The following is a 24,208-nucleotide window of genomic DNA, read 5'->3' as shown; positions in this document are numbered from 1 at the left end:
CACAACAACGGGTTCTCTTTCTTCGAGCACAAATTCTTTATATGTGTTGGTGCTCTCTTTTGAACATGAAGAGAATGAGGTAAGAACAACCAATGTACAACTTAATAGTGCGATGCTGTGACCAGCGTTAAATTTTTTCATAATTATACTTTATAGTTTTTCACAAAATTAAATATTAAACTGTTCAAACTGTCCTGTGCTATACTGAGTTCAACCATATTCCCTTTAATTATTGAACCTAATTATCAGGGATACTTATTTAACAAGTTGTTTGTATTGTTTTGATAAATAAAAATAGATGATTTTGGGACACGATTATTTTTTATTTATCAATTGAATCTATCATGATAGTACAGGACAGCATTTTTTTTTTTTAAAATCAATTTTACAAATGTATTAATCCTTTAGCTTTTATGAAAAAAACAATTACTTCAAAATTACGGTATTCATCATTAGTATTTCTTTTTACTTGGTTTGTAAATGCTCAAGTTGTCTTAGAATCAGAAGTGCATATTACAGATTTAGCCATGTATTTTGATGGTAATAAAGTAGCCCTCAGTACCTCTACAAACTCACAGTCGGGTTATGATTATGTTTATGGAACTGCGCTCACACCTCATGGAGATTGTATAAAAGCTTATGAAAACTATGTTTTTATGACTTGGTATAGAGGAGGAAAGAATGATCGTCATGTGATGCTTACCCGTTACAACAAAGATACAGGTGTCAAAAAAACAATTGAATTTCCTCATCAGCATACTGGGTATAATGGTAAGTGGTGGATTGGAGAAACTCACAATACTATTGCTGTAGGGATTTGTCCAAAAGACGGTACCATACATATGGTCTACGATATGCACCGAAATGGAAATGTTGCTGCTTTTTCTAATGACTATTTAAGATATTCTTATTCTGTGAAAAATGCAGCTACAGTGTCAGATGATGAGTTTGATATCAATTTATTTGTTCAGTCACCGAACAATAACTACAAACATTTGGCTTTCCCAGGAATCACAGATACCAATACTACAAAATTATTGACTTATCCTGCTTTTTTTACCAATGATCAAGGCGATTTATTTATGAAAAATAGATTTGGTTATTCAGAAAATGGTAAGTTTTTGTTTGCAAAATATGACGGTCATGATTGGGAAGGTTATACCGACTTTAACAGAACAGGTGCTTCTGGTTTTGGAAGTGAATACAATTGGGGTCTTTACGGAGATATGAAATACTTGAATGGAAAAATAAGAATTGGTTTTCAAAGGAGATCGAATAATAGACAAGATAAATATTTGTATCAGAATGGTTTTTACTATGCGTATTCAGATGATCCGAGCGGTTTAAATCAGTGGAAAGATCATGAAGGACTAGGCTTTTCAAGGCCACTGGCAATCGCAGATAAAATATTGATTTCTGAACCAGGTGATGAAGTTTCTACCACTCAGAAGAATGCTGTTTATATGGTAAGTGGTTTTGACTGGACAGTAACTGAAAATAATGATATTCATTTTATAGGCAAGGTAAAAGACAATGAGAACAATGTCACTAAGTACGTACATACTTACAAACCTGCTGGCGCGACTAGTTTTACAACATCAACAAATTTTTCAGGTGCAGAGACCCTTTATTCTTCAGGAGACAATGTATATATTATAGGGTTGAATTCGTCAGGAAGGCCAAGGATAAAAAAAGCTAGTGGAGGGACAAATCTTTTTACAACGGTTTATGAAGCGACCACAGGGAAACGTTTTAGAAAAGGGCAAGCGTATATTTATGAGGGTAAATTATATTACTATTTGTTAGAAAACAATACTACAGACAGTGATGATACACAACCTACCTATATGCAAATTATTGATTTGGGTATAGATAATGGACCAAAACCTTTTGCAGTAAATGTAGTGAGTCCGATAGATAATGAATCTTTTGATGAAGGAGAAATTGTTCAGCTGTTTGCAAATGCTACCACTGATTCAGGAGAAATTGAAAAGGTCGAATTTTTCATTGACGATATTTCCATAGCAGAAGATACGACAAAACCGTACTTGCTCGATTGGGTTGCTCAAAGTATTGGAAGGCACACTGTAAAAGCCAAACTATATAAAAAAACAGGAGAAATCACCACCTCTCTAACAGTTACGATAGAAGTTACGGAAGTTGATCATTCAGATTTGACTAATGATACATATCGGTTGAAAAACATAGGGACAGGAAAGTTTTTAACAGATTCTGGCGTAAGTGCTACCGCAGTTGAAATGAGCAATTCAGGAGAAGAAACAGATAGACATTGGACTTTTGTTGAAAGTGGAGATTATTATAATATAGATAGCGAAACCTTTGGTGTTTTGCGAGCAACAGGATCAGCGTTTCCAACGGGAGCCTATTTTGTTGTAAGCACCACAAAATCGTCTCCTACAAGTGATACTGACAAAGTTTGGACAATTCATTACCATGAAATTGAAGACACTTTTAGGTTTGAATCAAAAAACAACGATAGGTTCTTATATCAGGATACCAACGGAGATGTAACGAATATTAGTATTGACGAATCAGACGTACAGATGTTGAATAGGAGCAAATGGAAAGCAATAGCTACAAGTGAAAGTTTGACTACATCCATAATGAGTATTAAAAAACCATCAATCAAAATTTTCCCAAATCCAGTTCTAAATCAAAGATTTACGATTGTTTTAAATAATACTTTGAGTGCTGACCTACTCATTTATAATGCTGTAGGGAGGATGGTTTATAAAGGGTCAACTTCCAATGGGGAGTTTAAATTTGACAGTACCTTTGTTTTTAGCCCTGGAGTATATTTAGTAAAGGTAATGTCAAGCCATGAAGAAACATCACGTACAAAGTTGATGATAAGATAAATAAGATTAAATCACAAGAAGATGAAACGATTTACTTTAAAATTCAAATTACTGTTCATTATATTCTCAGTTGCTATTGCATTTTCTCCAAAAAGTGCTGCACAAGTAACATTTTTAGAAAGCTCAAAAATTACAGATCAAGCATTGTATTTTTGGAAAGCAGATGACGCTAAACCTTATCATTATGGAGCAAGTATCAATCCACATGGTAATTGTATGAAAGTTTCAAACGGATTTGTGTTTTACACTTGGTATCGAGGTGGCTGGGCAGACCGTACCTTGATGGTTTCTAGAAAGAAAATTGGAGAAGGTTCTTGGGTTCATGTAGCATTGCCTGCAAAAATGAGTTTAGTAGGGGGTAAAGGAGATACACATTTAACTACAAATATTGGGGTTTGTTCTATTGATGGAACTGTACATTTGATGTTTGATCATCATAATGAAGATTTAAATTATATACGTTCGAAGAAAAACATAGCATACGGACCTGATAGTGATTTTGTTTTAGAAAATTTCTTACCTCAACAAGATTATTTAATTCCAGGGGAGAAAGTCACAAGTGTTACTTATCCTGATTTGTTTACTAATGGCAGAGGAGAGATGTATTTTGAAAGACGATTAGGCTCTGCTGTGGGAGGTGATATTATTATGACTTATTATGATGGGCATAGCTGGTCTGTAGAAACAACAATCATAAGGGGAAGGGGAAACGAGGTCTCTCAAGGAGAGCGAAATTTTGCATATGGTAGTGCACATTTTCTAAATGGGAAATTTTATTATGCATATTCTCCAAGATGGGCAGAATCACCAACTACTTTAAATGAAGGAGTTTACCTAATGGAATTGGGAGACAGAATGAATGACAAAGCAACCACTGTTGAGGGTAAAAGTTATGATTTACCTATTATAGATCATGCTCCTTTTTTAATTGCAGATCCTCGTAGTGTTCCAGATCTTGCGGGATGGGCAGGTGGACCTCAAGTGGCGATATCACCAAAAAATGATATCTATCTATATCAAAAGCCCAAGAATACGGATGCATACAATTATCTCAAGAAAGATGATGAAATTGAGTTTACAGAAGATAGAAACAAAGGCTCATTAGGTATATTTTATGGTAAACGCATGTATAAGTTTACTATTTCTGGAGGTAATTTTATTGTAACAAGTGCTTTAGCAGGTTCTTATTCTTGGCGAGAGGATTTTAGAAAGAGTATTGGGCTAAGTGTAAAAAAGAGCATCACTGTAATGGAAGATGGACTCATTGCAGTAGTTTTTAGTGAGGCAAAGAATAGTGAAGAAGTTCCTGTACATTGTTTTGCATTTCAATTAGAGAAAGAGGAGTACACTACTCAAGAAATCAATTTTGATGTTTTATCTGAAAAAATAGAAGGTGACTCGGATTTTGATTTAAATGCATCAGCAAGTTCAGGTCTAACAGTTTCATACCAATCTTCAAATACTAATATTGCCCGTATTGTAGAGGATAACAAAGTTAAAATAATGGGAGTGGGTTCTTGTCAAATAGTGGCAAGCCAAAATGGAAATGGGATCTATGATAGTGCTCCAGAGGTAAGACAAACTCTAATCATCAAATCGAACCCCTCTAAATTAAACCAAACTGTAAATTTCGACTTATCGAAAACAACTTATGTTTGGGGAAGTTCAGTTGAAATTTTAAATGCGACAGCAACTTCAGAATTGCCAATAACTTATGAAAGTTCTAATACAGATGTTGCCGTTATTGTAGAGGGTAAAATAGAAGTAAAACGTGCAGGAAAAACTACGATCAGTGCGTTCCAATCAGGAAATGACACTTATAATGCAGCGCCGATAGTTGGTTATGAATTAACTGTGCCTGTTCGTGAACAAGAAATTACGTTTCAGGATATTCCAACGTTGACTTCTGGAAGTGATGAGATTGGTCTTGTAGCTACGAGTAACAATCCTGATGCCCAATTAAGATTTGTAGCTCCAAATAATCAAGTGGTTATTGTTTGGAGTAATAAAGTAAGACACGCACTGGGTGCAGGGACTGCAACAGTAACAGTTTCTGATACAGGGAATGAATATTTTACTTCGGCTCAGGCTACAAAAACAATTACAGTAAAAGCTAAAACACACAAAATCCCTGCAGAGATAGAGGCAGAATATTACAGCGCAAAAAGCGGGGTGAACGTAACAAGGTGGAGCAATTCAGTGTTCTATTTAAATGCTTGGAATGTAGGAGATTATGCTGAATACACCATTGACGTTCCAAAGGATGGAATATATCCTTTAGAAATTTTTGCCGCTTCAACAACAACTGACAAAAAGTTAAAGATAATGACAGGGTCCACTCAGTTGAAGTCTGTAACCCTTACAAAAACGCCTAATTTGACTAGATTTTTATCTACAAAAACATCTATTTCTCTTCAAAAAGGAGTTCAACAAATAAGAGTAGTAGGAGAAGTTGGAGGCTTTAACTTTGATAAAATGATCATTGGTGATGCTACAGTTGCAGCTGGTGGCGAGGGATCAGATGATGTTTTTTGGTTTAGGAATATTGCTACGAAAGAATTTTTAGGCGAAGGTCCTTCTAGTGCTCAACCCGTTGTTATGCACAGCGAAATTGGAGGCAAAGAGAGACAATGGGAAATTACAGAAGTTACAGGAACAAGTTTTGTTAATATAGACAATATGCAAAGTGGTATCCTACGAGCTACAGGAGCTGCATTTGTAGCAGGTGCTTATGCAGTTGTGAGTACAACAAAGGTAGCTCCAGCTACAGATTCAGATAAAGTATGGACTTCACATTACAATGAAGTGACTAATACCTATAGGTTTGAGGCAGGAACCAGTGGACGTTTTTTATATCAAGAGGAAAGTGGAAGTGTTATTACCATTGCAGTTGAGGACACAGATACAAGAAGTATATGGCAAGTACTTCCAACAAGCCAAAGTTTGAGTACGGCTGAAGCGATTGCCCTTAATGCTTCTATGAAAATTTACCCAAATCCAGCTAAAGAAGATTTTAGAATTATGTTTCAAAATTTGGACAGTGCTGAGGTAAAAATTTATAGTGTATTGGGAAAAGTAGTTTATCAAAACACTACAAAAAATGGTGCTATCGATGTGACTAGTAATGACAATCTGAGTTCTGGGGTATATTTGGTAAAAGCACAAGATGATGAAGGAAGATTATACCACACAAAATTAATCATTGAGTAAAAATTGGGATCATTTAGATGATTTGATTGCGTGTTGATTGTGTTAAGAGTTACGGTTATGTTAGACTGAGAAGAACAAAAAGTTTGTTTCTGTTTTTTCGAGACGAAACAGGATGTAACAGGATAGATGCAAAAGAGTGTATTCTTAATTTGTCATCTTAAAACAAAATCAAAATGAAAAGACGTAACTTTTTAGAACTTTCAGTTTTAGCTGGTGTTGGTGTGTCTTTACCAATGTCGGGAATATTAAGTGCTTGCTCCGATCACCCAGAACATTCATTAGAATTTAAAAATCTAATTTCAGGTTTGTTAAAAGATTGGAGCGATGGAATGTTAAAAGTGCAAATCAACAATCCGTCTGATTTAAATGTTCATGGTGCTTTAGGCTGTCCTTCTTGTTCTCATATTCATGGACGTTGTATGGATGCAGTCTACCCCTTTTTATATATGGCAGATACTACAGGGGATCAAAAATATGTAGAGGGTGCAAAACTAGTAATGCTTTGGGCAGAAAATAATGTATCTCAAGAAAGTGGTGCTTGGACAGTTATAAAGAACCCTAAATCTTGGAAAGGAATAACCGTTTTTGGGGCCATAGCTTTGGCCGAAGCGTTGCATTATCATGGACATGTCCTTGATGAGAATACTCGTAAGTCATGGACCAATCGTCTTGAAAAAGCGGGTCAGTACCTTTATGACACATTTACCATTGATTTTACCAATATAAATTATCCAGGTACTGCAGTTTATGGTTTAAACTTGATAGGTGATATTTTAGATAGAAGTGATTTTAAGGTCAAGAGTAAAAAATTGGCGTCTGAAGTAAAAGCATACTTTACAGAGCATGAAGGCTTACTGTTTGGAGAATGTAAAAAGAGTTCTAGCAAACTAAGCGAAAAGGGTTTGCATGGAGTAGATTTGGGCTATAATGTTGAAGAAACTTTAAATGGTCTGGTGATGTATGCTCTGAAAGAACAAGATGAAGAGCTCTTAGGGTTATTAACAAAATCGTTAAATAGTCACTTGGAATTTATGTTGCCTGATGGAGGTTGGGACAACAGTTGGGGAAATAGAATGTACAAGTGGACGTATTGGGGAAGTAGAACCTGTGATGGTAGTCAGCCTGCATTTGCTATGATGTCGGATATTAATCCTGCATTTGGAACGGCGGCTGTAAAAAACACAGAATTATTGAAACGCTGTACAGCTGATGGATTGCTTCATGGTGGACCAGGCTTTATTGAGGCAGGAATACCTCCGTGTGTACACCATACATTTGCCCATGCAAAACCTTTAGCGGCTTTATTAGATCATTGGGAGCATTTACCTAAAACAAACACAAATAATAGTTTGCCTAGAACGACAGCAGATGGAGTCAAACACTTTAAAGATTTAGAGGTGTTTCTTTTTTCAAGGGGAGATTGGCGTGGAACCGTAAGCGCTTATGATGCAGAATACCATTATAAATATGATTTTCGTCAAGCTTCAGGTGGAGCCCTAGGTCTTCTGTATCATAATAAAGTAGGTCTTTTATGTTCGGCAAGTATGGCAGAGTATTCTTTGGTAGAAAAGAACAATCAACAACCACAACCAGGAAAAGATATTTGTTTAACTCCAAGGGTAGAAGTTTTCAAGAATGATATTTGGTATACAAACTTATACGATTTACCAGCAAAAGTTAATGCTAAAGATGAAAACGGAACCATCGAACTGTTGGCGGATGTAAAATTAAAAAACGTAGATAGAGATGAAGTGATAGGAACTGCTTCTGCATTTGATATTGCTTATAACTGTTCTGCCAATCAAACAGAAATTAAAGTGAATACAAAACAAGATATTGTTGAAAAAACAGCTTTTGTATTACCTGTAGTTTCTCCTTCAAGTGAAAAGGTTACCATTGTTAGTGAATTTGAAATCACCATTCAAAAACCAGAAGGGTTGGTAATTATTAAAGCAAACGCTCCAATTAAAACTAAAGAAATAGAAGGAAAAAGAACTTTTAATATGGTGCCAGGAGTTGAAGCCTTACCATTAGAAGTATACTTTCCAGAAGATGCCAAATCTATCAATTTATCCATTACTGTTGGTTAATGTTTTTAAGCACGATAAATAGGGATTTAACTCCTCAAAATTTATTTACATCACAATTTCTTGATTAGATCATTTAAGCAGATTAGGACAAATAATTAAAAGAAAATGAAAAATCGATTATTATTGACTATTAACTTGGTATTTACTTTGTGTGTTGCCATTAATGGTAATGCGGCAATAAAGACAAATATCACACCAGTAGATTTGCGTTGTGAATACCTTGTAAATCCTCTGGGGATAGACAATACTAGTCCAAGGTTAAGTTGGAAACTACTAGGCGATCTAATGGTTAGAGGTCAAAAGCAAATCGCCTATCAAGTACTTGTTGCAAGTAGTCTAGAAAATATCAATAGAAATATAGCTGATGTTTGGGATTCTGAAAAAGTACACTCCAATCAGTCGGTAAATAACATTTATGCAGGGGTTTCACTACTGTCAGCCAAGCAGTATTTTTGGAAAGTTAGGATTTGGAATCAGGAGGGTAGGGTCTCAAAATGGAGTAGAAAAGCCTATTTTTCTACGGGTATGCTTCAACAGTCCGATTGGAAAGGAGATTGGATAATGAAATCTGATCAAAAGAAAATAGATCACAATTGGTATAGAAAAAACTTTATACTGAAAGAAAATCCAACTTCGGCAACAGTCTTTGTTGGGTCTTTTGGATATCATGAATTGTACGTTAATGGAGAAAAAATTACTGAAAATGTATTGAATCCAGTGTCTTCTTATATGAAAAAGAGGATTCCTTATTTGACTTATGATATTTCTAAAAAATTAAAAAAAGGAGATAATGTTATTGCGATATGGCATGCTGCAGGTTGGGCAAGATGGAAACGAATCAGTGAGTATAGGAATATTCCATTTGTTTTCAAAGCACAAGCAGAAATTCAGGTAGGAGATAATAAAATATCTCTAAAATCAGATCAAACATGGAAAACCAAAAAAAGCCACACATCATATTATGGTGATTGGGATATTCTTCGTTTCGGTGGAGAAACCATAGATGATAGCAAAAGAGAGGACGATTGGAACACTCCGGAATATGATGACAGCAATTGGAGGAATGCAAGTGTATACGATCACAAAATACTCAATACTAAAATCCCTGAAGGGAATAATATCAGTTTTGCTTTGAACAGCAGAAAGAATAGAGAGGTTAGAGCTTTATATAGTCCTATAAAAACGAAATTAAGTGCTCAAATGGTAGAACCTCAAGTAAAGTTTAAAGAGATAAAAGCTGTTGCTGTGGATAAAAATTATGATGGCACCTATCGTATTGATATGGGAGAAAATTATACAGGGTTTTTTGAAATGGATTTGTACAAAGGAACAGAAGGGGACTCTATTTTGTTTGAGATAAGTGATCAGATAGAAACCACTTCAAGTTGGAATCAGAAGAGCAAATATATTTATGGTAAGATTGGAGAGGGTAAATTCCAAAATCGTTTTAATGTAGCAGGTGGTAGATGGATTACAGTTTATGGTTTGACATATGAGCCCAAAATTGAAGATGCAACAGGATATGTAATTACCAATAATCGTAAGCAGATTAGTAGTTTTGAATCTTCAAGTGAGCAACTAAATCAGATCTATCAAATCAATTTGAACACCTATTTAGCCAATACTATGGATGGTTTTTTGGTAGATTGTCCGCACCGAGAACGTCGAGGTTGGGGAGAAGTAACCGTAGCCGCTATGTATGGTGATGCCTTGCCAAATTTTGAGAGTGGGGCGTATATGGATCAATATCTTCAATATACTAGAGATGCACAATTATCAGATGGTCAAACGAGAGCCGTATTAAATGAAGAAGATCGTCCGTTTTTAATGTGGAAAGCCAACAATCCATTAACGGTCTGGGAAACCTATAGGATGTTAGGAGATAAAAAAGTGCTAGAAGATAATTACCAATCCATGCAAAAATGGATGACTTGGCTGTATGAGCATTCCAATTCTAATACTGGTGGTTTAATAATTGGTGAACAAGGAAAAAGAGAAATGCCTGGTTTGGGGGACTGGTGTACGCCACGTGGTAATTTCTGGACAAGCAGTAACTCTCCAGAAGCAGTTCATTTTAACAATTGTTTGTATGCTTTTATGTTAGAAAATGCGATGCATATTGCTGAAGTTTTAGGTAAAACTGAGGATGCTAAAACATATGAAGATAGACTTAGAATTCAGCGAGAAGCTACTCATAAACAGTCTTACAATCCAGAAACTGGTAAATATTTAAAAGGGTATCAAGTAGATCAAGCTTTTGCCCTAGTTTCAGGTGTCACACCAGACTCTGAGAGAGAAAAAGTAGAAGCAAGTTTAGCGGATAATGTCTTATATAAATTTCCGTATTACGATACAGGAAGTTCAGGACAAGCCTTATATACTCGTTATTTTACTGAATCTGGCGAGCGAATGGATTTAATTTATGAGTTGTTAAAAGACAAGCATCACCCTAGTTATGGTTACTTTTTAGAACAAGGAAAAACCGTGTGGCCAGAACGTTGGTCTGCTATTGGGAATAGTCAAATACACACCTGTTATACAGGAATTGGAGGCTATTTTATTAAGGGTTTTGGAGGGATTCGCCCAAATCCAAAACAGTTAGGAATGCAAAACATAATGATTAAACCAGCTTTGGTTGGCGATTTAACGTTTGCAAATACAGCTTACGAATCTATGTATGGAAATGTGGTTGTCAATTGGAAGAAAGAAGGCAAAGGAGCGATCTTTCATATTGAAGTTCCTGTCAACACCACAGCTAAAGTATATTTGCCAGCAATAAGTAAAAACGGAATTCAGGAAAGAGGAGTTTTAGCAGAAAATGCAGAAGGAATTACTTTTGTAGGAACAGAAAAAAGCAAAGCTGTTGGTAATTATGTAATTTATAAGATTACTTCTGGAGTTTACAATTTTAAGGTAGATGAAATGCTTAAAACGCAATTTCCAGAACCATTACAAGAGCCAGAGAATTTGGCAAAACTAGGAAGAATGAATGCCTCATCGATGTTTATCAAAACTGAAAAATTACCTGTTTTTGAAGCGTTTAGAGCAAATGATGGAGATCACAAAACACGTTGGTTAGCTACCAAAACAAAAAATCAATATTTGGAAGTGGAATGGGTAAAACCTCAAACATACAATCAAGTTGTTGTTGATGAATATGAGAATGATATTTCGTCATATAAATTACAATATTGGGAAAATGGGAAGTGGAAAGATATTGCAAAAGGAACTTCATGTGGTACAAATAAAACCCATCAATTTGATGCCATTAAATCTACAAAATGTAGACTGTTTATCATAGATGCCAAACAAGTACCTTCAATTAAAGAATTTAAAATCTATAATAATAAGTAAGCATCATGAGAATCAAGGAAGAATTAAATCTAAAATCTAGAAAAGGAAGAGTTTTGGTATCACTCTTTATCCTTTTAACAATTTCAATTACTTCTGTAAATGCTCAATCTCAATGGATTTGGCAAGAAGAAGAGGGTCCTGCAAATACGTGGATGGCGTTTAGAAAGACCATTAATGTGGCTACTGTGCCTTCAGAGGCAATGGTACATATTGCTGTGGATAGTAAATATTGGTTATGGATAAATGGTGAGATGGTATTATTTGAAGGAGGATTGGCACGAGGCGCTGCACCGAATACTACTTATTTCGACCCTGTTGATTTTGCACCTTACTTGAAACAAGGTGAAAATACAATTGCTATTTTAGCTTGGTATTGGGGGCGTACACGGAAGTCGCATTTGGACAGTGGTAAAGGGGGCTTATATGTTTCTTCAGATTGGAGTGCTGACTTGAATACAAACTCTTCATGGAAAATGAAATTGCATCCTGGGTATGATCCTAATAGTGGAGGTGGTGGAGAGGACAATCGAATAGCACCTTATAATGTGAAATTTGATGCTCGAAATGCACTGGGGGATTGGACAGATAATGCCTGGTACACCGAAGGGTATGATGATAGCAGTTGGAGTATACCAGAAGAAAAAGGAGGTATCAATAGTCAACCTTGGGGTAATTTGGTAGCGCGAGCTATACCTCAGTGGAATGATAGAGGATTAACAAATTATCCATCAATGACAGTTAATGGATCATCGATACAGCTTCCTTATACTAATAATTCAGGGTTTAATGTAACTGTAAAAGCAAAGCTTCCATTCAACAAACAAATTACACCTTACATAAAACTAAATGCTACTTCGGGTAAAACCATTGTGATCAATACAGACAACAAAAATCTTCATTTGTTAGAATCTAGGTATATTTCCAAAAGTGGCGTTCAAGAATTTGAAGGCTACACTTGGTTTAATGGTCATGTTGTAGATTATGTAATTCCTGCTGGAGTAACCGTACAAGAATTAAAATATCGTTGGACAGGCGTGGGTGATATGACAGGGAATTTTGAATGTAGTGATCCTGATTTAACTCGTTTATGGTGGATGGCACGTAATACGCTATACATATGTGCAAGAGACGGATATATGGATTGTCCAGATAGGGAACGTGCTTTATGGATTGGTGATGTAGGAGATCAAACAGGTGCTATTTTCTACACTTTAGATGAAGCCGGTAGAAAATTATTAAAGAAAGCTATTGACAACACTATTAATTATCGGAGAGGGGATCTTATCGAAGGTTTAACACCGGGTTTTGGAAGTTTTCAAACCAAAAGTGCCGAATTCGTAACACAAAGTCTCCAATTTATTGATCACGTGGTCTGGCAGTATTATTACAATACAGGAGATGTGGCTACAATGGCGAATGCTTATCCTGCGATATTGAAGTATTTAGAGCTATGGATTATGGGGTCGGATGGGATGCCTACAGAAAAGTCAGGTGGTGTTAATTGGATTGATTGGGGGAGTGATAAAGATGGAGCAGCAACTCAGGCGACCTGGTATTATATGGCGTTAAAAGCGGCAAAAAAAATGGCTATTGTTCTAGGTGAAAATGACGATATTTCTTGGTACGATAGCAGGATACAAAGCATAGAGCAATCCTATGAGAATAAATACTGGAGAGGAAATAGATATAACACTTCGGGCAAACCAATAGAAGAGCGTGTAAGTTCTTTAGCAGTCTTAAGTGGTTTGGCAAACGAAAACCACTATAATACTTTGGTAAATGAGGTTTTATTTCCTGTAAGAAAATCAAGTCCACACATGGAATGGTTAGCTGAGGAAGCTCTGATGAAAATGGGACATCCCGAAAAAGCTTTGACTCGTATGAAGGAAGTCTATAATTTCCAAATTATTAAACCTGATTTGACTACCTTATACGAAAGGTTTGATACGGATCCGAAAGGTAGTTTGGGGACACCCAACCACGCATGGAATGCGCCTAACTATGTCATGTCACGTTATATTACAGGTATTAAGGCAACCGAAGTAGCTTGGAGTGCCTATGAAGTTTGCCCGACTCTTGCTAATCTAACTTCATTCAAAACTACTGTTCCTTCTGTTAAAGGTGATATATTGGTTGAGGTAAATGCAGGAAAATCTAATTTTAATTTGAAGCTAGATTCACCAGAGAACACAACAGCTATTGTAGGTATACCAAAAACGAATACAGAAATTTTTGAGGTTACCGTTGGAGGTGTAACTGTTTGGAAAGAGGGTACATTTGTGAATGGTGTTCAAGGTATTTCTTTTAATAGCGAGGACGCGTCTTTTTTGAAATTTAATGTGATTCCTGGAGTATGGGAGTTTAATGCAGATATATTTGTTGACTATGCTCCCGAAATTTCCTTTACAACACCAAGCGATGGTGCGATATTCGAAAAGCAAGATGCTGAACTAAACATTGAATTGAATGTTACTGATGATGAGGGAATTGAAAAGGTCGAATTGTTTCTTGAGGAACAGCTTATCGCTACAAAAACCTCAGCACCTTATAACTTCTCTTCAACAGAAACACTTGCGTTGTCAGATTTAGAAGGAGGAAACCATAAATTAAAAGCTAAAGTAACAGATACAGATGGTAAAAGTGCTGAAACGAGTATTACCATTAGTGTGCTCGATAAAGCGGGTATTTTTACAAACAAACTATTGTTTTATTTGCCACTAGAAGAGGATGGTAACGATAAAAGTGGTAACGGAAATAACGCTACCATGGGGTCTGCTGTAACTTATGCAGATGGGAAATATGGTAACGGGGGCGTCTTTAGTTATACGCAAGGATCTTATTTCACCTCTGCTAATAATGTTTTCGAATACAGTGCTGAAACTGCTTATACCATAGCATTTTGGTTGAAAGTATCAGATTATACCACTCGTGGAGATATTTTGCAAGCTACTTCGGGACGAACTTTACTGTATTCAAACGGAACGGATTTAAGTTTTAGATCATCTCATCAGAAAAAATCTATCTCATTTAATGTGGAGACAGAAGAAAAAGAGGATTGGTTTCATGTTGCCTTGGTGATTGACCAAAGAGAAGGACAAAGGGAACATAAATTTTATGTGAATGGCGAGCAAAGAGGAAGTATTGCTGAAGGTTACGAATTTGAAACGGATAAATCAAAAGCCGTAGGGAGACTAATTTTTGGTTCATTTTCAGCAACTCAAATCGTACGAAACTTTACAGGTATGCTGGATGAGGTTTATATGTTTAATGACGTGCTTTCCAAGACAGAGGTGAATGAAGTCATGAACATTAGCAATTTAGAAGATTATTTGGCGAGCCTTAGCCTTTCTGAAGTAAATGCTTTTCAAGATAAAATTAAGTTATACCCAAACCCCACTCACAAAATTCTATACTTTTCAGGAGCTAAGATGAATACTGTAAAAGTTTACGATCTATCTGGTAGAATGATAAAATCAGCTATGATAAATGACAATCAGTTCAATGTTTCTTCGTTCCAAAGCGGAGTATATATGATAAGAATGACAGATGAAACAGGCAACGTTTACAGGTCAAAATGGATTAAACAATAATAAAAACAACAAGTATGAAAATAAGAATCAACATCAATCTAGTAGTATTGCTATTGTTAGCTATTATAGGTCCCACTTCCATGTTTGCTAATCCTCCAAGTTGGGAAGATGCACAGTGGATATGGCAAGAGGATGATAGTACTTCTAATACATGGATGAGTTTTAGAAAAACATTTGCTGTAAATGAAATTCCAAATGTTGTTGAAGCTCATATTGCCGTGGACAGTAAATTTTGGTTATGGATAAATGGAGAAATGGTTCTTTTTGAGGGAGGACTTTCAAGAGGACCAAGTCAAGCAGGGATGTGGGACAGAAAGAAAAAAATAACGCCGTCAAATTCCTGGTATGAAACAGTTAATATTCAACAATACCTCAAAAAAGGAGAAAATACAATAGCCTTGTTAGTATGGTATTGGGGTAGAGAAACCCATAAGGGTACACATATTGATAGTGGAAAAGGAGGTTTACTATTTTCCGCTCAAATAGGGAATCAACGATTGGTTTCTGATGGAAGTTGGAAGGCCAAACAGCATACAGGTTATGACAATACCATTTCTCCAGCAAGTAAAGCTTTGGTGCAATACCCCGTAAAATTTAATGCGCAAAACGCGATGGGCGATTGGTCTAAAAAGGCATGGTATAAGTCCAATTTTGACGATACTAGTTGGCCAACGGCTTCTGAAAAAGGTTTTGTAGGTTCAGCACCATGGTATGGCCTAGAAAAGAATATTGTACCTCATTTGGTTAATCATGGTCTCAAGAATTACAAAAATCATGACGAGTTACAGTTTCCTTTTGTTGGTAACGGGGAAACAGTAACATGTAAATTGCCTTTTAATAAGCAGATTACCCCTTATTTTGAAATAGAATCTAAAGGGAATGATACTGTTTATATCACAACAGACAACCGTTTGAATAAAATCTCAGCGACTTATATCACCAAACCAGGTATACAGTCTTTTGAAAGTTTTTCATGGATGAGTGGTCATGAAGTACGGTATACAATTCCTAAAGGAGTTAAAGTAAATGCTCTAAAATATAGATGGATGAGTGTTGGAGAAATGGTAGGGAAGTTCGAGGTTGACGATCCTTTTTATAATCGTTTATGGTGGATGGGAAATAATACTTTATTTGTTTGTGCTCGTGATAATTTTATGGATTGCCCAGATAGAGAACGAGCACTTTGGATTGGAGATGTTGCAGATCAAACCGGTTATCTGTTCTACTCAATGGATAACGCTGGCCGCAAACTGTTAAAAAAAGCTATTTTGCAAACAGTTGCTTTTAGTGAAAATCATGTTTTAGGAGCTTTAGGTCCTTTGCGTGTTCGAGAATTGGTAACTCAAAGCCTACAGTTTATTGCTCAGGTAGTTTGGCCTTATTATATGAATACGGGTGATATTGAGACTTTGAAGATTGCATATCCCTATTTGTATGCTTATTTAGATTTGTTTCCAATGCAAGAAAATGGTTTACCTGAGTATCGTTTGAGGAAAAGTCCAGATTCCTGGGATTGGGTAGATTGGGGGGTTAAGAAAACAACAGATAAAGAACCTATCCAAATGGCTTTTTATTATTTAGCATTGAGAGAGGCAAAGAAAATGGCAAATGTACTGGGAGAAAAAGAGCATGTTTTGTGGTATGATAATAGAATGACCTCCATGAGAACTGCCTTTCAAAAAACGTATTGGAGAAATGGATTTTACAGTAGTAATGCTACTAGCTTAAAAGATGATAGAGCCAATGCCATTGCTATTGTTTCAGGCATTTCAAATCCCAAATATCATCAGCAAATTGTAGATCAAGTTTTGATTCCAAATCGTTTTTCTAGCCCACATTTTGAATGGATTGTAGAAGAGGCTATGTGTATTGCGGGTAGAAATTCGGAAGCTCTTGAAAGGATGAAAGATCAATATCAGAGCCAAGTTGATAAAAAGTCAATGTCAACATTGTACGAAATGTTTCCTAGAGGAGGAAGTTATAATCATGCGTGGAATGGTTCTAATAAAATTCTCTCAAAATATGTTGCTGGTGTAACTCCTACGCAACCAGGATGGAGTGAGTATCAAATTATGCCTACGTTACTTCATTTAAAACATTTGAAAAAAACCATACCGACCGTAAAAGGAAATATAGACATTGATATACAGTTGAGCGATCATACCTATGAAATGGCATTAGTTTCACCAAAGCAAACCAATGCGATAGTTGGTATTCCTAAATTAAATAAGAAAATCAAGGAAATAAGAGTTAATAACCAATTGATCTGGAAGAAAGGAAAAGTCAAAAATCAAAGATCAGACTTTGAATATGTAGAACAAACTTCAGCATACATAATGTTTAAGGCTCATGCAGGGACGTGGAAAGTCCAAACAGTTTACAAATAACTCAAGTACGACCCAAAACTTACTATCATGTTTAGTGGTGAAAATAGAAAAACAAACAGAAGAGATTTTTTAAAAAGTATCTCTGCGTTCGGTATTGTTGGAGCAACATATCCTTTACTATCCTCTTGCATTGGTAAAAATAGATCAGAATATTTAAAAGAGAAGATTACTAAGATTGAAATATTTAGGTATGACATCAATGTACCTCGATATTTTTCCTGGGGAACATGGCATAACCGTCAGCATTTGTTTATTAAGATAACATCGGGAGATTATTATGGCTGGACAGAAACACCTGCATCTAAAAATGATCCAAATTTTAAAGCAACGGCTTGGGTTGAATATTTAGAGAGATTTAAAGGCTTGTCTATCAGTGATGCACAAAGATTATTGTTGTCAGAACAAGTGATAGGTTCAACACGGTCTCTTAAAATGTTAGAATCTTTAGATATGGCATTTCTAGATCTTTTAGGAAGAATGCTAAACAAATCTGCAGTAGAATTATTAGGATTGTCTGAAAGAAATGCTGTTCCTGGTTTATACTGCATCTTAGATAAGGATGAGAATAAAGCAAGAGAAGAAGCGGAAAAAAGTTTAGAGCAAAACTTGGGGCACCACATGAAGTTTAAAATGTATGGGGATGAAAATATTGACATGAAACTACTCCATACCATCAGAGACGTATTGGGAGATGAAGCAGTAGTGATTTCGGATGTGAATAAAGGTTATAAAAAATGGCAATCCTTAGAAGAATTAAAATCTATATTAGACCGTTTTAAAGATAATGGCTTAGATGCCATAGAAGATCCCGCCCATTTAAATATACAGCAATGGGTTCAATTGCAAGAAATGGTTGGGGATTTAACTTTAATTCCAGATGCACCAATGCGTCCGGCTTGGAAAGGAATAGAGACAATGGTAAAAGGAATGGGAGGAATCTACAACTTACATCCCTCCACGATGGGAAGTCTTACACACACAGTGCAGTTGGCTCAGAAAGTAAAAAAAACAGGTTCAAAAATAATGATTGGAGATGATAGTTTGGTAGGGCCAGCCTGTTCTGCATGGCAACAAATAGCGATAGGATTAGGAGCTGAATGGGTTGAAGCCATAGAGAAAAAAGAAGATTCAAAAATATATTTGGAATGTTTGCAATCTGCTGCAACTAAAAAAGAGGTAAATGGTTATTATTCTTTTGAGCCGGAACCTGGGTTTGGAGTAGTTCTAGATTCAAACCACCTAAAGAAAATAAGTCCATTATACGTTCATTTGTAGTTAACAGAGGACGAAAATTTAGAGACAATTTATAAACAGAAGAAGGTATTATTATGGTTTATTTTAATAGAGTGATTGTTTTACTCACAATCTTGCTAAACACTTTTGGGTTTTCGCAGTCGTTAGAGCATCCAATCCTATTTATTAAAGAAGGAGAAAGAGCAGAGCTTTTAGCGAAGATCAACAACAATAGTTGGGCAAGAAGTATAGTAAGTCAGTTTCGTAATGAAGTAGATACTAGATTGGCAACACATCAAACCAATCCTAGTGCTATTTTTTATGGCTTATCTGATCTTGCGGCGAATGATGCCAACGCTGAGTCTGTCGCTTCTGCAAAAACTGCGGAACACAGTACAATGTTAAAAAGAGCCTCTTTTTCGGGAATGCTCTATTTTATCACACAAGATGAACGTTACGCACAATTTACAGCAGATATACTTGCTTATTACATCGATAAAATAGCTGTAAGGACTCCTCAGCTCACCACGATAGGTGGAAATTATTTTTATGATTCTCGAGCAACGTATCCACATTTAGCCATAGCATATGATTTTGTGTACAATTTTTTAAAAAAACCAGGAACTAAAGTGTACAGCAGATCAACAGAAACCTATGTGAATTATGACCATACAAAAGGGCAAAAAGCCATAAAAAATATTGTGGGTAATGCTTTAGCAGAATACAAAGGGACAGATAATAAAATAGGAAAGTTGATTAGTAATCATCCAGTTTTAACCGCTACGGGTTCACTATTCTCAATTCTTATGGTAGAAGACGATCTTGAACGCGAACGATTGTTTGATGTATTTTGGGTTAAAGGAACAAGCCGACAAAACTCATTTACCAAAACGATACTACCATTATTTGGAGAACAAGGTATTTGGCCAGAATCGTTAAGTTATAGTTTTATGCCCAATATTTCTCTCATATTAAACATGGTTGATCGCTACAAGCCAGGATTAGATATTTCGGGTGAAAACCTTAATATATTTAATGGAAATTTTATTTTTTCTAATTTGAGACACCCAAACAGGCGCTTTGTACGTTATGGAGATTCTAAAAGAGATAATGATGGAACAGCTACAAATTATCGTTATGCTCTAGACATAGCCAAACGAAGAAATCTCAGTGAATTAGAACAACGTTCAGAAGTAGCATTAAATCAAAATTACAAAGCAAACGGAGGTTATAAACCAACCTTGGCTAGTAGTTCTTTCGAAAATTATTTTGGACTTGAATTATTTTGGGGTCACAATATACCTACGGGTATTACAGAGGAGATAGACTATAAACCTACAGTACTTGTTAAACATGCCGGTATTGCTTTACAACGTAATTATGTAGAACAGAACAACAGCGAATATGGTTTGTGTGGAATCATTGGGGGAGCCCATTATGTACATTCACACGCAACAGGTATTAGTATGGAACTATATGGTTCGGGTTATATAATGGCGGCTAATGGTGGTATGCCAGTAAAAGTAGCGGATAGAAAAATCCCATTACATACCGATTATTTTAGATTGTATGCAGGAAATAACACCGTAATCGTGAATGGGACTTCTCATGGTATTCAAGACGGAGCTTGGAACTCGAACTCTTATTTATGGCAAAACACAACGGTAAATGAGTCAGCGGAGCCAAAAAATTTAGAAGACCCTTTGACTAAAGAGATTAGCTTTGCAACCCAGTTGTTGGAGGATAAGGTAAATAATTGTGATCAGCAAAGGACATTAAGTACAATTAGAACAAGTCCAACAACTGCTTATTATGTTGATGTTTTTCGATCTAATTCTTTAGTGGAAAATAATTTTCACGACTATATTTATCACAATTTAGGAGACGAAACACAGTTGACTGACTCGGAAAATGAAAAATTTTCTCTCACACCCACTCAGCGATATGATAACAATATTGGTGATTTTGTAAATTCTCCGGGATGGGAGTTTTTTGAAAACACTTTGGTCACACCCACAACAAAGGAGCGTGTCAATGTCCGTTTTGATTTAAATCAAAATAACCGATACATGCATATGTTAATGCCTGGTGGTGTTGAGCGTGAATATACAAAGGCATTAGCTCCACCAACACGAGAGGCAAGTAACGGTTACATGACTAAGAAAACTCAAGTGATTGCAGTACGTCAAAAAGGTGAGGCTTGGGATAGACCTTTTATCAATGTATTTGAACCTTCCAAGGATAAAATACCCTCAGTCAAAGAGGTTATTAATATTTTTGATGGTGACAAAATCGTAGGTATTCAAGTAACTTCAGAAGTAGCAGGTGTTAAGATTATTGACTTTATCATTTCACAAGAAGACACAACTTCGGTGTATGACAATCCCCTTTCAAAAATAAAATTTCAAGGACGGTTTGGTATGATCCGAAAAAGAGAAGTTGGCGGAAAAACAGAACTTAGTTTATACATAGGCGATGGAGAAAAAATAAATTTTGAAGGAGAAGAACTTGTGGCAAATCGAGATGGAAAGGCATACAAAAAAGTAGGGTTTGATGGGATTTATCCTGAATATGCTCCTATAGGAGCAAGCCCTATTACGGTGAAGACATTAAGTGAGACTTGTTTGGATAAAGAGAATGGTAAAATCATAATAGAAGTCGTAGGCAATGAAACCCACAGTGCTATATTAAATGGCGTTTCGTATAGTTTTACCAATCGTTTAGCGATTGAAAATCTAGCTCCAGATATATATGATTTATGTGTAGTAAAAAATGGAGAAAGCGCAGCACAGTGTTATGAGTTAACTGTTCGACAAGCAGCGTCACTTTCGGCTAAGATGTCTGTTTTAAAAAGTAAAGTCGTCGTTGATATTGAACAAGGGACTGCCCCATTTTCACTTATTAAAAATGGAGAATTGATGCTAACGACCAATGAAAATCATTTTGAAGCTGAAGTAAACCATGGTGACGAGATAGAGATCAGGAGTATTTCATCCTGTCAAGGATCGCTGTTGGAAAAAATGAACTTGGTAGAAGCGATCAAAGCGTATCCTAATCCTACCACTGGGCTATTCGATATTTACATTCCAACAGAAAAGAAGCAAGCTCGTATTGAAATCTATAATATTCATTCACAGTTGATTTCAAATACAACTTATCAGTTAGTAGATGGAAAGGTTCATGTGGATATAACAAATAAGGCTCGAGGTGTTTATTTTGTCAAGATTTCTGAAATGGGTGGTGCAGTAATAAAAATGGTTAAACGTTAAATATGAAAAATATATTCGCAATTTTAATTTTAAGTATCCTGGTATCGTGTGCAAGTGATTCAAACGAGGGTATCGAGACGGGTCAAGAAAAAGAAAATCAATCGCCCTCTATACCTGTTATAGTTTATCCTTTAAACAATACTCTTTGTATTAACAACAACGTGATGTTTGAATGGGAACCTTCGACAGATCCTGAACAGAATTCTGTGAAGTACAAGTTAGAGGTGGCAGAAAACAATTCTTTCTCGCCTTTGATCATCAGCCGATTCTTATTTAAGTCATCAAAATTGATCCAACTACCCAAAGGGAAAAGACTCTTTTGGCGTATTAAGGCAGTAGACAATAGAGGTGCCGAAAGTCTTTATTCAGAAGTAGCTCAATTTCTGATTGAAAACGAATCCGTAGTCAATCATGCGCCACTTGCACCTAGCTTGGAGTTTCCCAAAAAGGGTTCTGAAATTGTTGGCTTATCGACAACCTTAGCTTGGCAGTCTTCAGACCCAGATGATGATTTGGTAACTTATGATGTTTATTTAGACGATAAAAATCCACCAATCACAAGAGTTTCAGAAAATCAAACCCTTAAAAATTTTGAGGTATTGGATCTAATGGCACAAACTACTTATTATTTTAGAGTAGATGTAAAGGATATATACGGAAACAACACGATTGGTGAGGTTTGGCGTTTTAAAACCAAATAATAAAAAGATATAGAATGACAAAAATTGGATTATTCGGAGTAGGCTTAGATACCTATTGGCCACAGTTTGAGGGTTTATTGGAAAGGCTAGAAGGTTATCAGCAACAGATAGCAGATAAAATGAAAGGGTTTGGTGCTGAGGTGGTAAATGTAGGACTTGTGGATTCTCCCATTGATGCAAGGGAAAAAGCGGAGGTGCTAAAAGCAGAAGACGTAGATATATTGTTTTTATACATCTCAACATATGCCTTGTCTTCTACGGTTTTACCTGTGGTTCAGAAAGTAAAATGCCCCGTAGTTATTTTAAATATACAACCTGTTGCAGCTATAGATTATGAGCGTTTTAATGCTTTGGGTGATCGTGGTAAAATGACGGGGGAATGGTTGGCACATTGTCAGGCATGTTCAGTGCCAGAATTTGCGAATGTATTTAACCGTGCAGGAATAGATTATGAATTTGTAACAGGATATTTGGATGAACCAGAAGTTTGGGCGGAAATTCAAGATTGGATCGATGCTGCCAAAGTAGTATCAATAATGCAAAACAACAGACTAGGTGTATTAGGACACTATTATGCCGGTATGCTAGATGTTTATTCTGATTTAACCAAACAATCGTCGGCTTTTGGTACACACATAGAAATCGTTGAAATGTGTGAAGTAAAAAAATATAGAGATGCGGTAACCCAAGCGGAAGTTGACGAAAAATTAAAGGAATTCAACACCACGTTTGAAGTGACTCACGCCTGTGAAAATGAAGAATTGGTTCGTGCTGCAAAAACATCAATAGCTTTAGATAAACTAGTTTTAAATCATGATTTAGGATCTTTAGCTTATTATTACGAAGGTGAGACTGCCAATGAATATGAAAATATTGTAACTTCTGTAATTGCAGGAAATACCTTGTTAACAGGTAAAAATGTTCCTGTTGCAGGAGAATATGAAGTGAAGAATGCTCAAGCTATGAAAATTATGGATGCCTTTGGTGTCGGGGGCTCATTTTCTGAATTTTATGCGATGGATTTTAACGATGATATTGTTATGTTAGGACACGATGGACCTGCGCATTTTGCGATAGCAGAGGGTAATGTAAAATTGGTGCCCCTACCCGTATACCATGGGAAACCTGGTAAAGGTTTGTCAATTCAAATGACAGTACAACATGGTCCAGTAACGCTCTTATCTGTGGTTGAAGGTAAAGACGACGTGTTCTTGTTAGTTGCAGAAGGTGAATCTGTGGACGGCCCAATATTACAAATTGGGAATACCAATAGCCGATATCGTTTTTCAATTGGTGTAAGAGCCTTTATGAATGAATGGTCTAAACAAGGGCCTTCACATCATTGCGCTATTGGGGTAGGTCATATTGCCAACAAAGTTCAAAAGCTAGGAAACCTTTTGAACTTGAGAGTAGTTCGCATTTGTTAGCTTTAAACACTTTCTGATTGGCAAGAACAAGTAGCGTATAAGGTTGTTTTTTTGCACGAAAGGGTTCT

At 36.1% G+C, this 24,208-nt stretch carries 10 protein-coding genes; all 10 read left to right on the top strand.

All coding sequences use genetic code 11. The features are described 5' to 3' along the window. Nucleotides 1-413 precede the first annotated feature (413 nt). Nucleotides 414-2,879 carry a BNR-4 repeat-containing protein gene (locus tag ABF281_RS02925; protein ID WP_347180203.1) on the top strand — a complete coding sequence of 822 codons (2,466 nt, stop codon included), beginning with the start codon at nucleotides 414-416 and terminating at the stop codon, nucleotides 2,877-2,879. 21 nt (nucleotides 2,880-2,900) lie between these two features. Further along, entirely contained in the window at nucleotides 2,901-6,089 is a 3,189-nt protein-coding gene (locus ABF281_RS02920) for a BNR-4 repeat-containing protein (protein WP_347180202.1), read from the top strand. Nucleotides 6,090-6,262: 173 nt separating this feature from the next. Next, entirely contained in the window at nucleotides 6,263-8,179 is a 1,917-nt protein-coding gene (locus ABF281_RS02915; protein ID WP_347180201.1) for a hypothetical protein, read from the top strand. Between the two features lie 105 nt (nucleotides 8,180-8,284). Then, complete coding sequence (locus ABF281_RS02910) at nucleotides 8,285-11,533, top strand: family 78 glycoside hydrolase catalytic domain (RefSeq protein ID WP_347180200.1); 3,249 nt, start codon at nucleotides 8,285-8,287, stop codon at nucleotides 11,531-11,533. Nucleotides 11,534-11,538: 5 nt separating this feature from the next. Then, complete coding sequence (locus tag ABF281_RS02905) at nucleotides 11,539-15,123, top strand: LamG-like jellyroll fold domain-containing protein (RefSeq protein WP_347180199.1); 3,585 nt, start codon at nucleotides 11,539-11,541, stop codon at nucleotides 15,121-15,123. 14 nt (nucleotides 15,124-15,137) lie between these two features. Next, the gene (locus ABF281_RS02900) at nucleotides 15,138-17,510 is read left to right on the top strand and encodes an alpha-L-rhamnosidase C-terminal domain-containing protein (protein WP_347180198.1); all 2,373 of its coding nucleotides are present in this window, start codon (nucleotides 15,138-15,140) and stop codon (nucleotides 17,508-17,510) included. A gap of 27 nt (nucleotides 17,511-17,537) precedes the next feature. Then, nucleotides 17,538-18,785 carry a mandelate racemase/muconate lactonizing enzyme family protein gene (locus ABF281_RS02895; RefSeq protein ID WP_347180197.1) on the top strand — a complete coding sequence of 416 codons (1,248 nt, stop codon included), beginning with the start codon at nucleotides 17,538-17,540 and terminating at the stop codon, nucleotides 18,783-18,785. A gap of 53 nt (nucleotides 18,786-18,838) precedes the next feature. Then, on the top strand, nucleotides 18,839-22,012 hold the full coding sequence (locus tag ABF281_RS02890) for a T9SS type A sorting domain-containing protein (protein WP_347180196.1): 3,174 nt from the start codon (nucleotides 18,839-18,841) through the stop codon (nucleotides 22,010-22,012). Between the two features lie 2 nt (nucleotides 22,013-22,014). After that, the gene (locus ABF281_RS02885) at nucleotides 22,015-22,713 is read left to right on the top strand and encodes a hypothetical protein (protein ID WP_347180195.1); all 699 of its coding nucleotides are present in this window, start codon (nucleotides 22,015-22,017) and stop codon (nucleotides 22,711-22,713) included. Nucleotides 22,714-22,727: 14 nt separating this feature from the next. After that, nucleotides 22,728-24,140 carry an L-fucose/L-arabinose isomerase family protein gene (locus tag ABF281_RS02880; RefSeq protein WP_347180194.1) on the top strand — a complete coding sequence of 471 codons (1,413 nt, stop codon included), beginning with the start codon at nucleotides 22,728-22,730 and terminating at the stop codon, nucleotides 24,138-24,140. Nucleotides 24,141-24,208: the final 68 nt, after the last annotated feature.

The sequence above is a fragment of the Wenyingzhuangia sp. genome, assembly GCF_039768515.1.
GTDB lineage: Bacteria > Bacteroidota > Bacteroidia > Flavobacteriales > Flavobacteriaceae > Wenyingzhuangia.
Note: the sequence above shows the minus strand (reverse complement) of the source record. Positions and strands in the feature narration are given on the sequence as shown.

What these genes read in the sequence shown, in the direction of transcription:
- ABF281_RS02895 (WP_347180197.1), top strand. Translation starts at nt 17,538, where the DNA reads ATGTTTAGTGGTGAAAATAGAAAAACAAACAGAAGAGATTTTTTAAAA.
- ABF281_RS02915 (WP_347180201.1), top strand. Translation starts at nt 6,263, where the DNA reads ATGAAAAGACGTAACTTTTTAGAACTTTCAGTTTTAGCTGGTGTTGGT.
- ABF281_RS02905 (WP_347180199.1), top strand. Translation starts at nt 11,539, where the DNA reads ATGAGAATCAAGGAAGAATTAAATCTAAAATCTAGAAAAGGAAGAGTT.
- ABF281_RS02880 (WP_347180194.1), top strand. Translation starts at nt 22,728, where the DNA reads ATGACAAAAATTGGATTATTCGGAGTAGGCTTAGATACCTATTGGCCA.
- ABF281_RS02925 (WP_347180203.1), top strand. Translation starts at nt 414, where the DNA reads ATGAAAAAAACAATTACTTCAAAATTACGGTATTCATCATTAGTATTT.
- ABF281_RS02885 (WP_347180195.1), top strand. Translation starts at nt 22,015, where the DNA reads ATGAAAAATATATTCGCAATTTTAATTTTAAGTATCCTGGTATCGTGT.
- ABF281_RS02900 (WP_347180198.1), top strand. Translation starts at nt 15,138, where the DNA reads ATGAAAATAAGAATCAACATCAATCTAGTAGTATTGCTATTGTTAGCT.
- ABF281_RS02890 (WP_347180196.1), top strand. Translation starts at nt 18,839, where the DNA reads ATGGTTTATTTTAATAGAGTGATTGTTTTACTCACAATCTTGCTAAAC.
- ABF281_RS02910 (WP_347180200.1), top strand. Translation starts at nt 8,285, where the DNA reads ATGAAAAATCGATTATTATTGACTATTAACTTGGTATTTACTTTGTGT.
- ABF281_RS02920 (WP_347180202.1), top strand. Translation starts at nt 2,901, where the DNA reads ATGAAACGATTTACTTTAAAATTCAAATTACTGTTCATTATATTCTCA.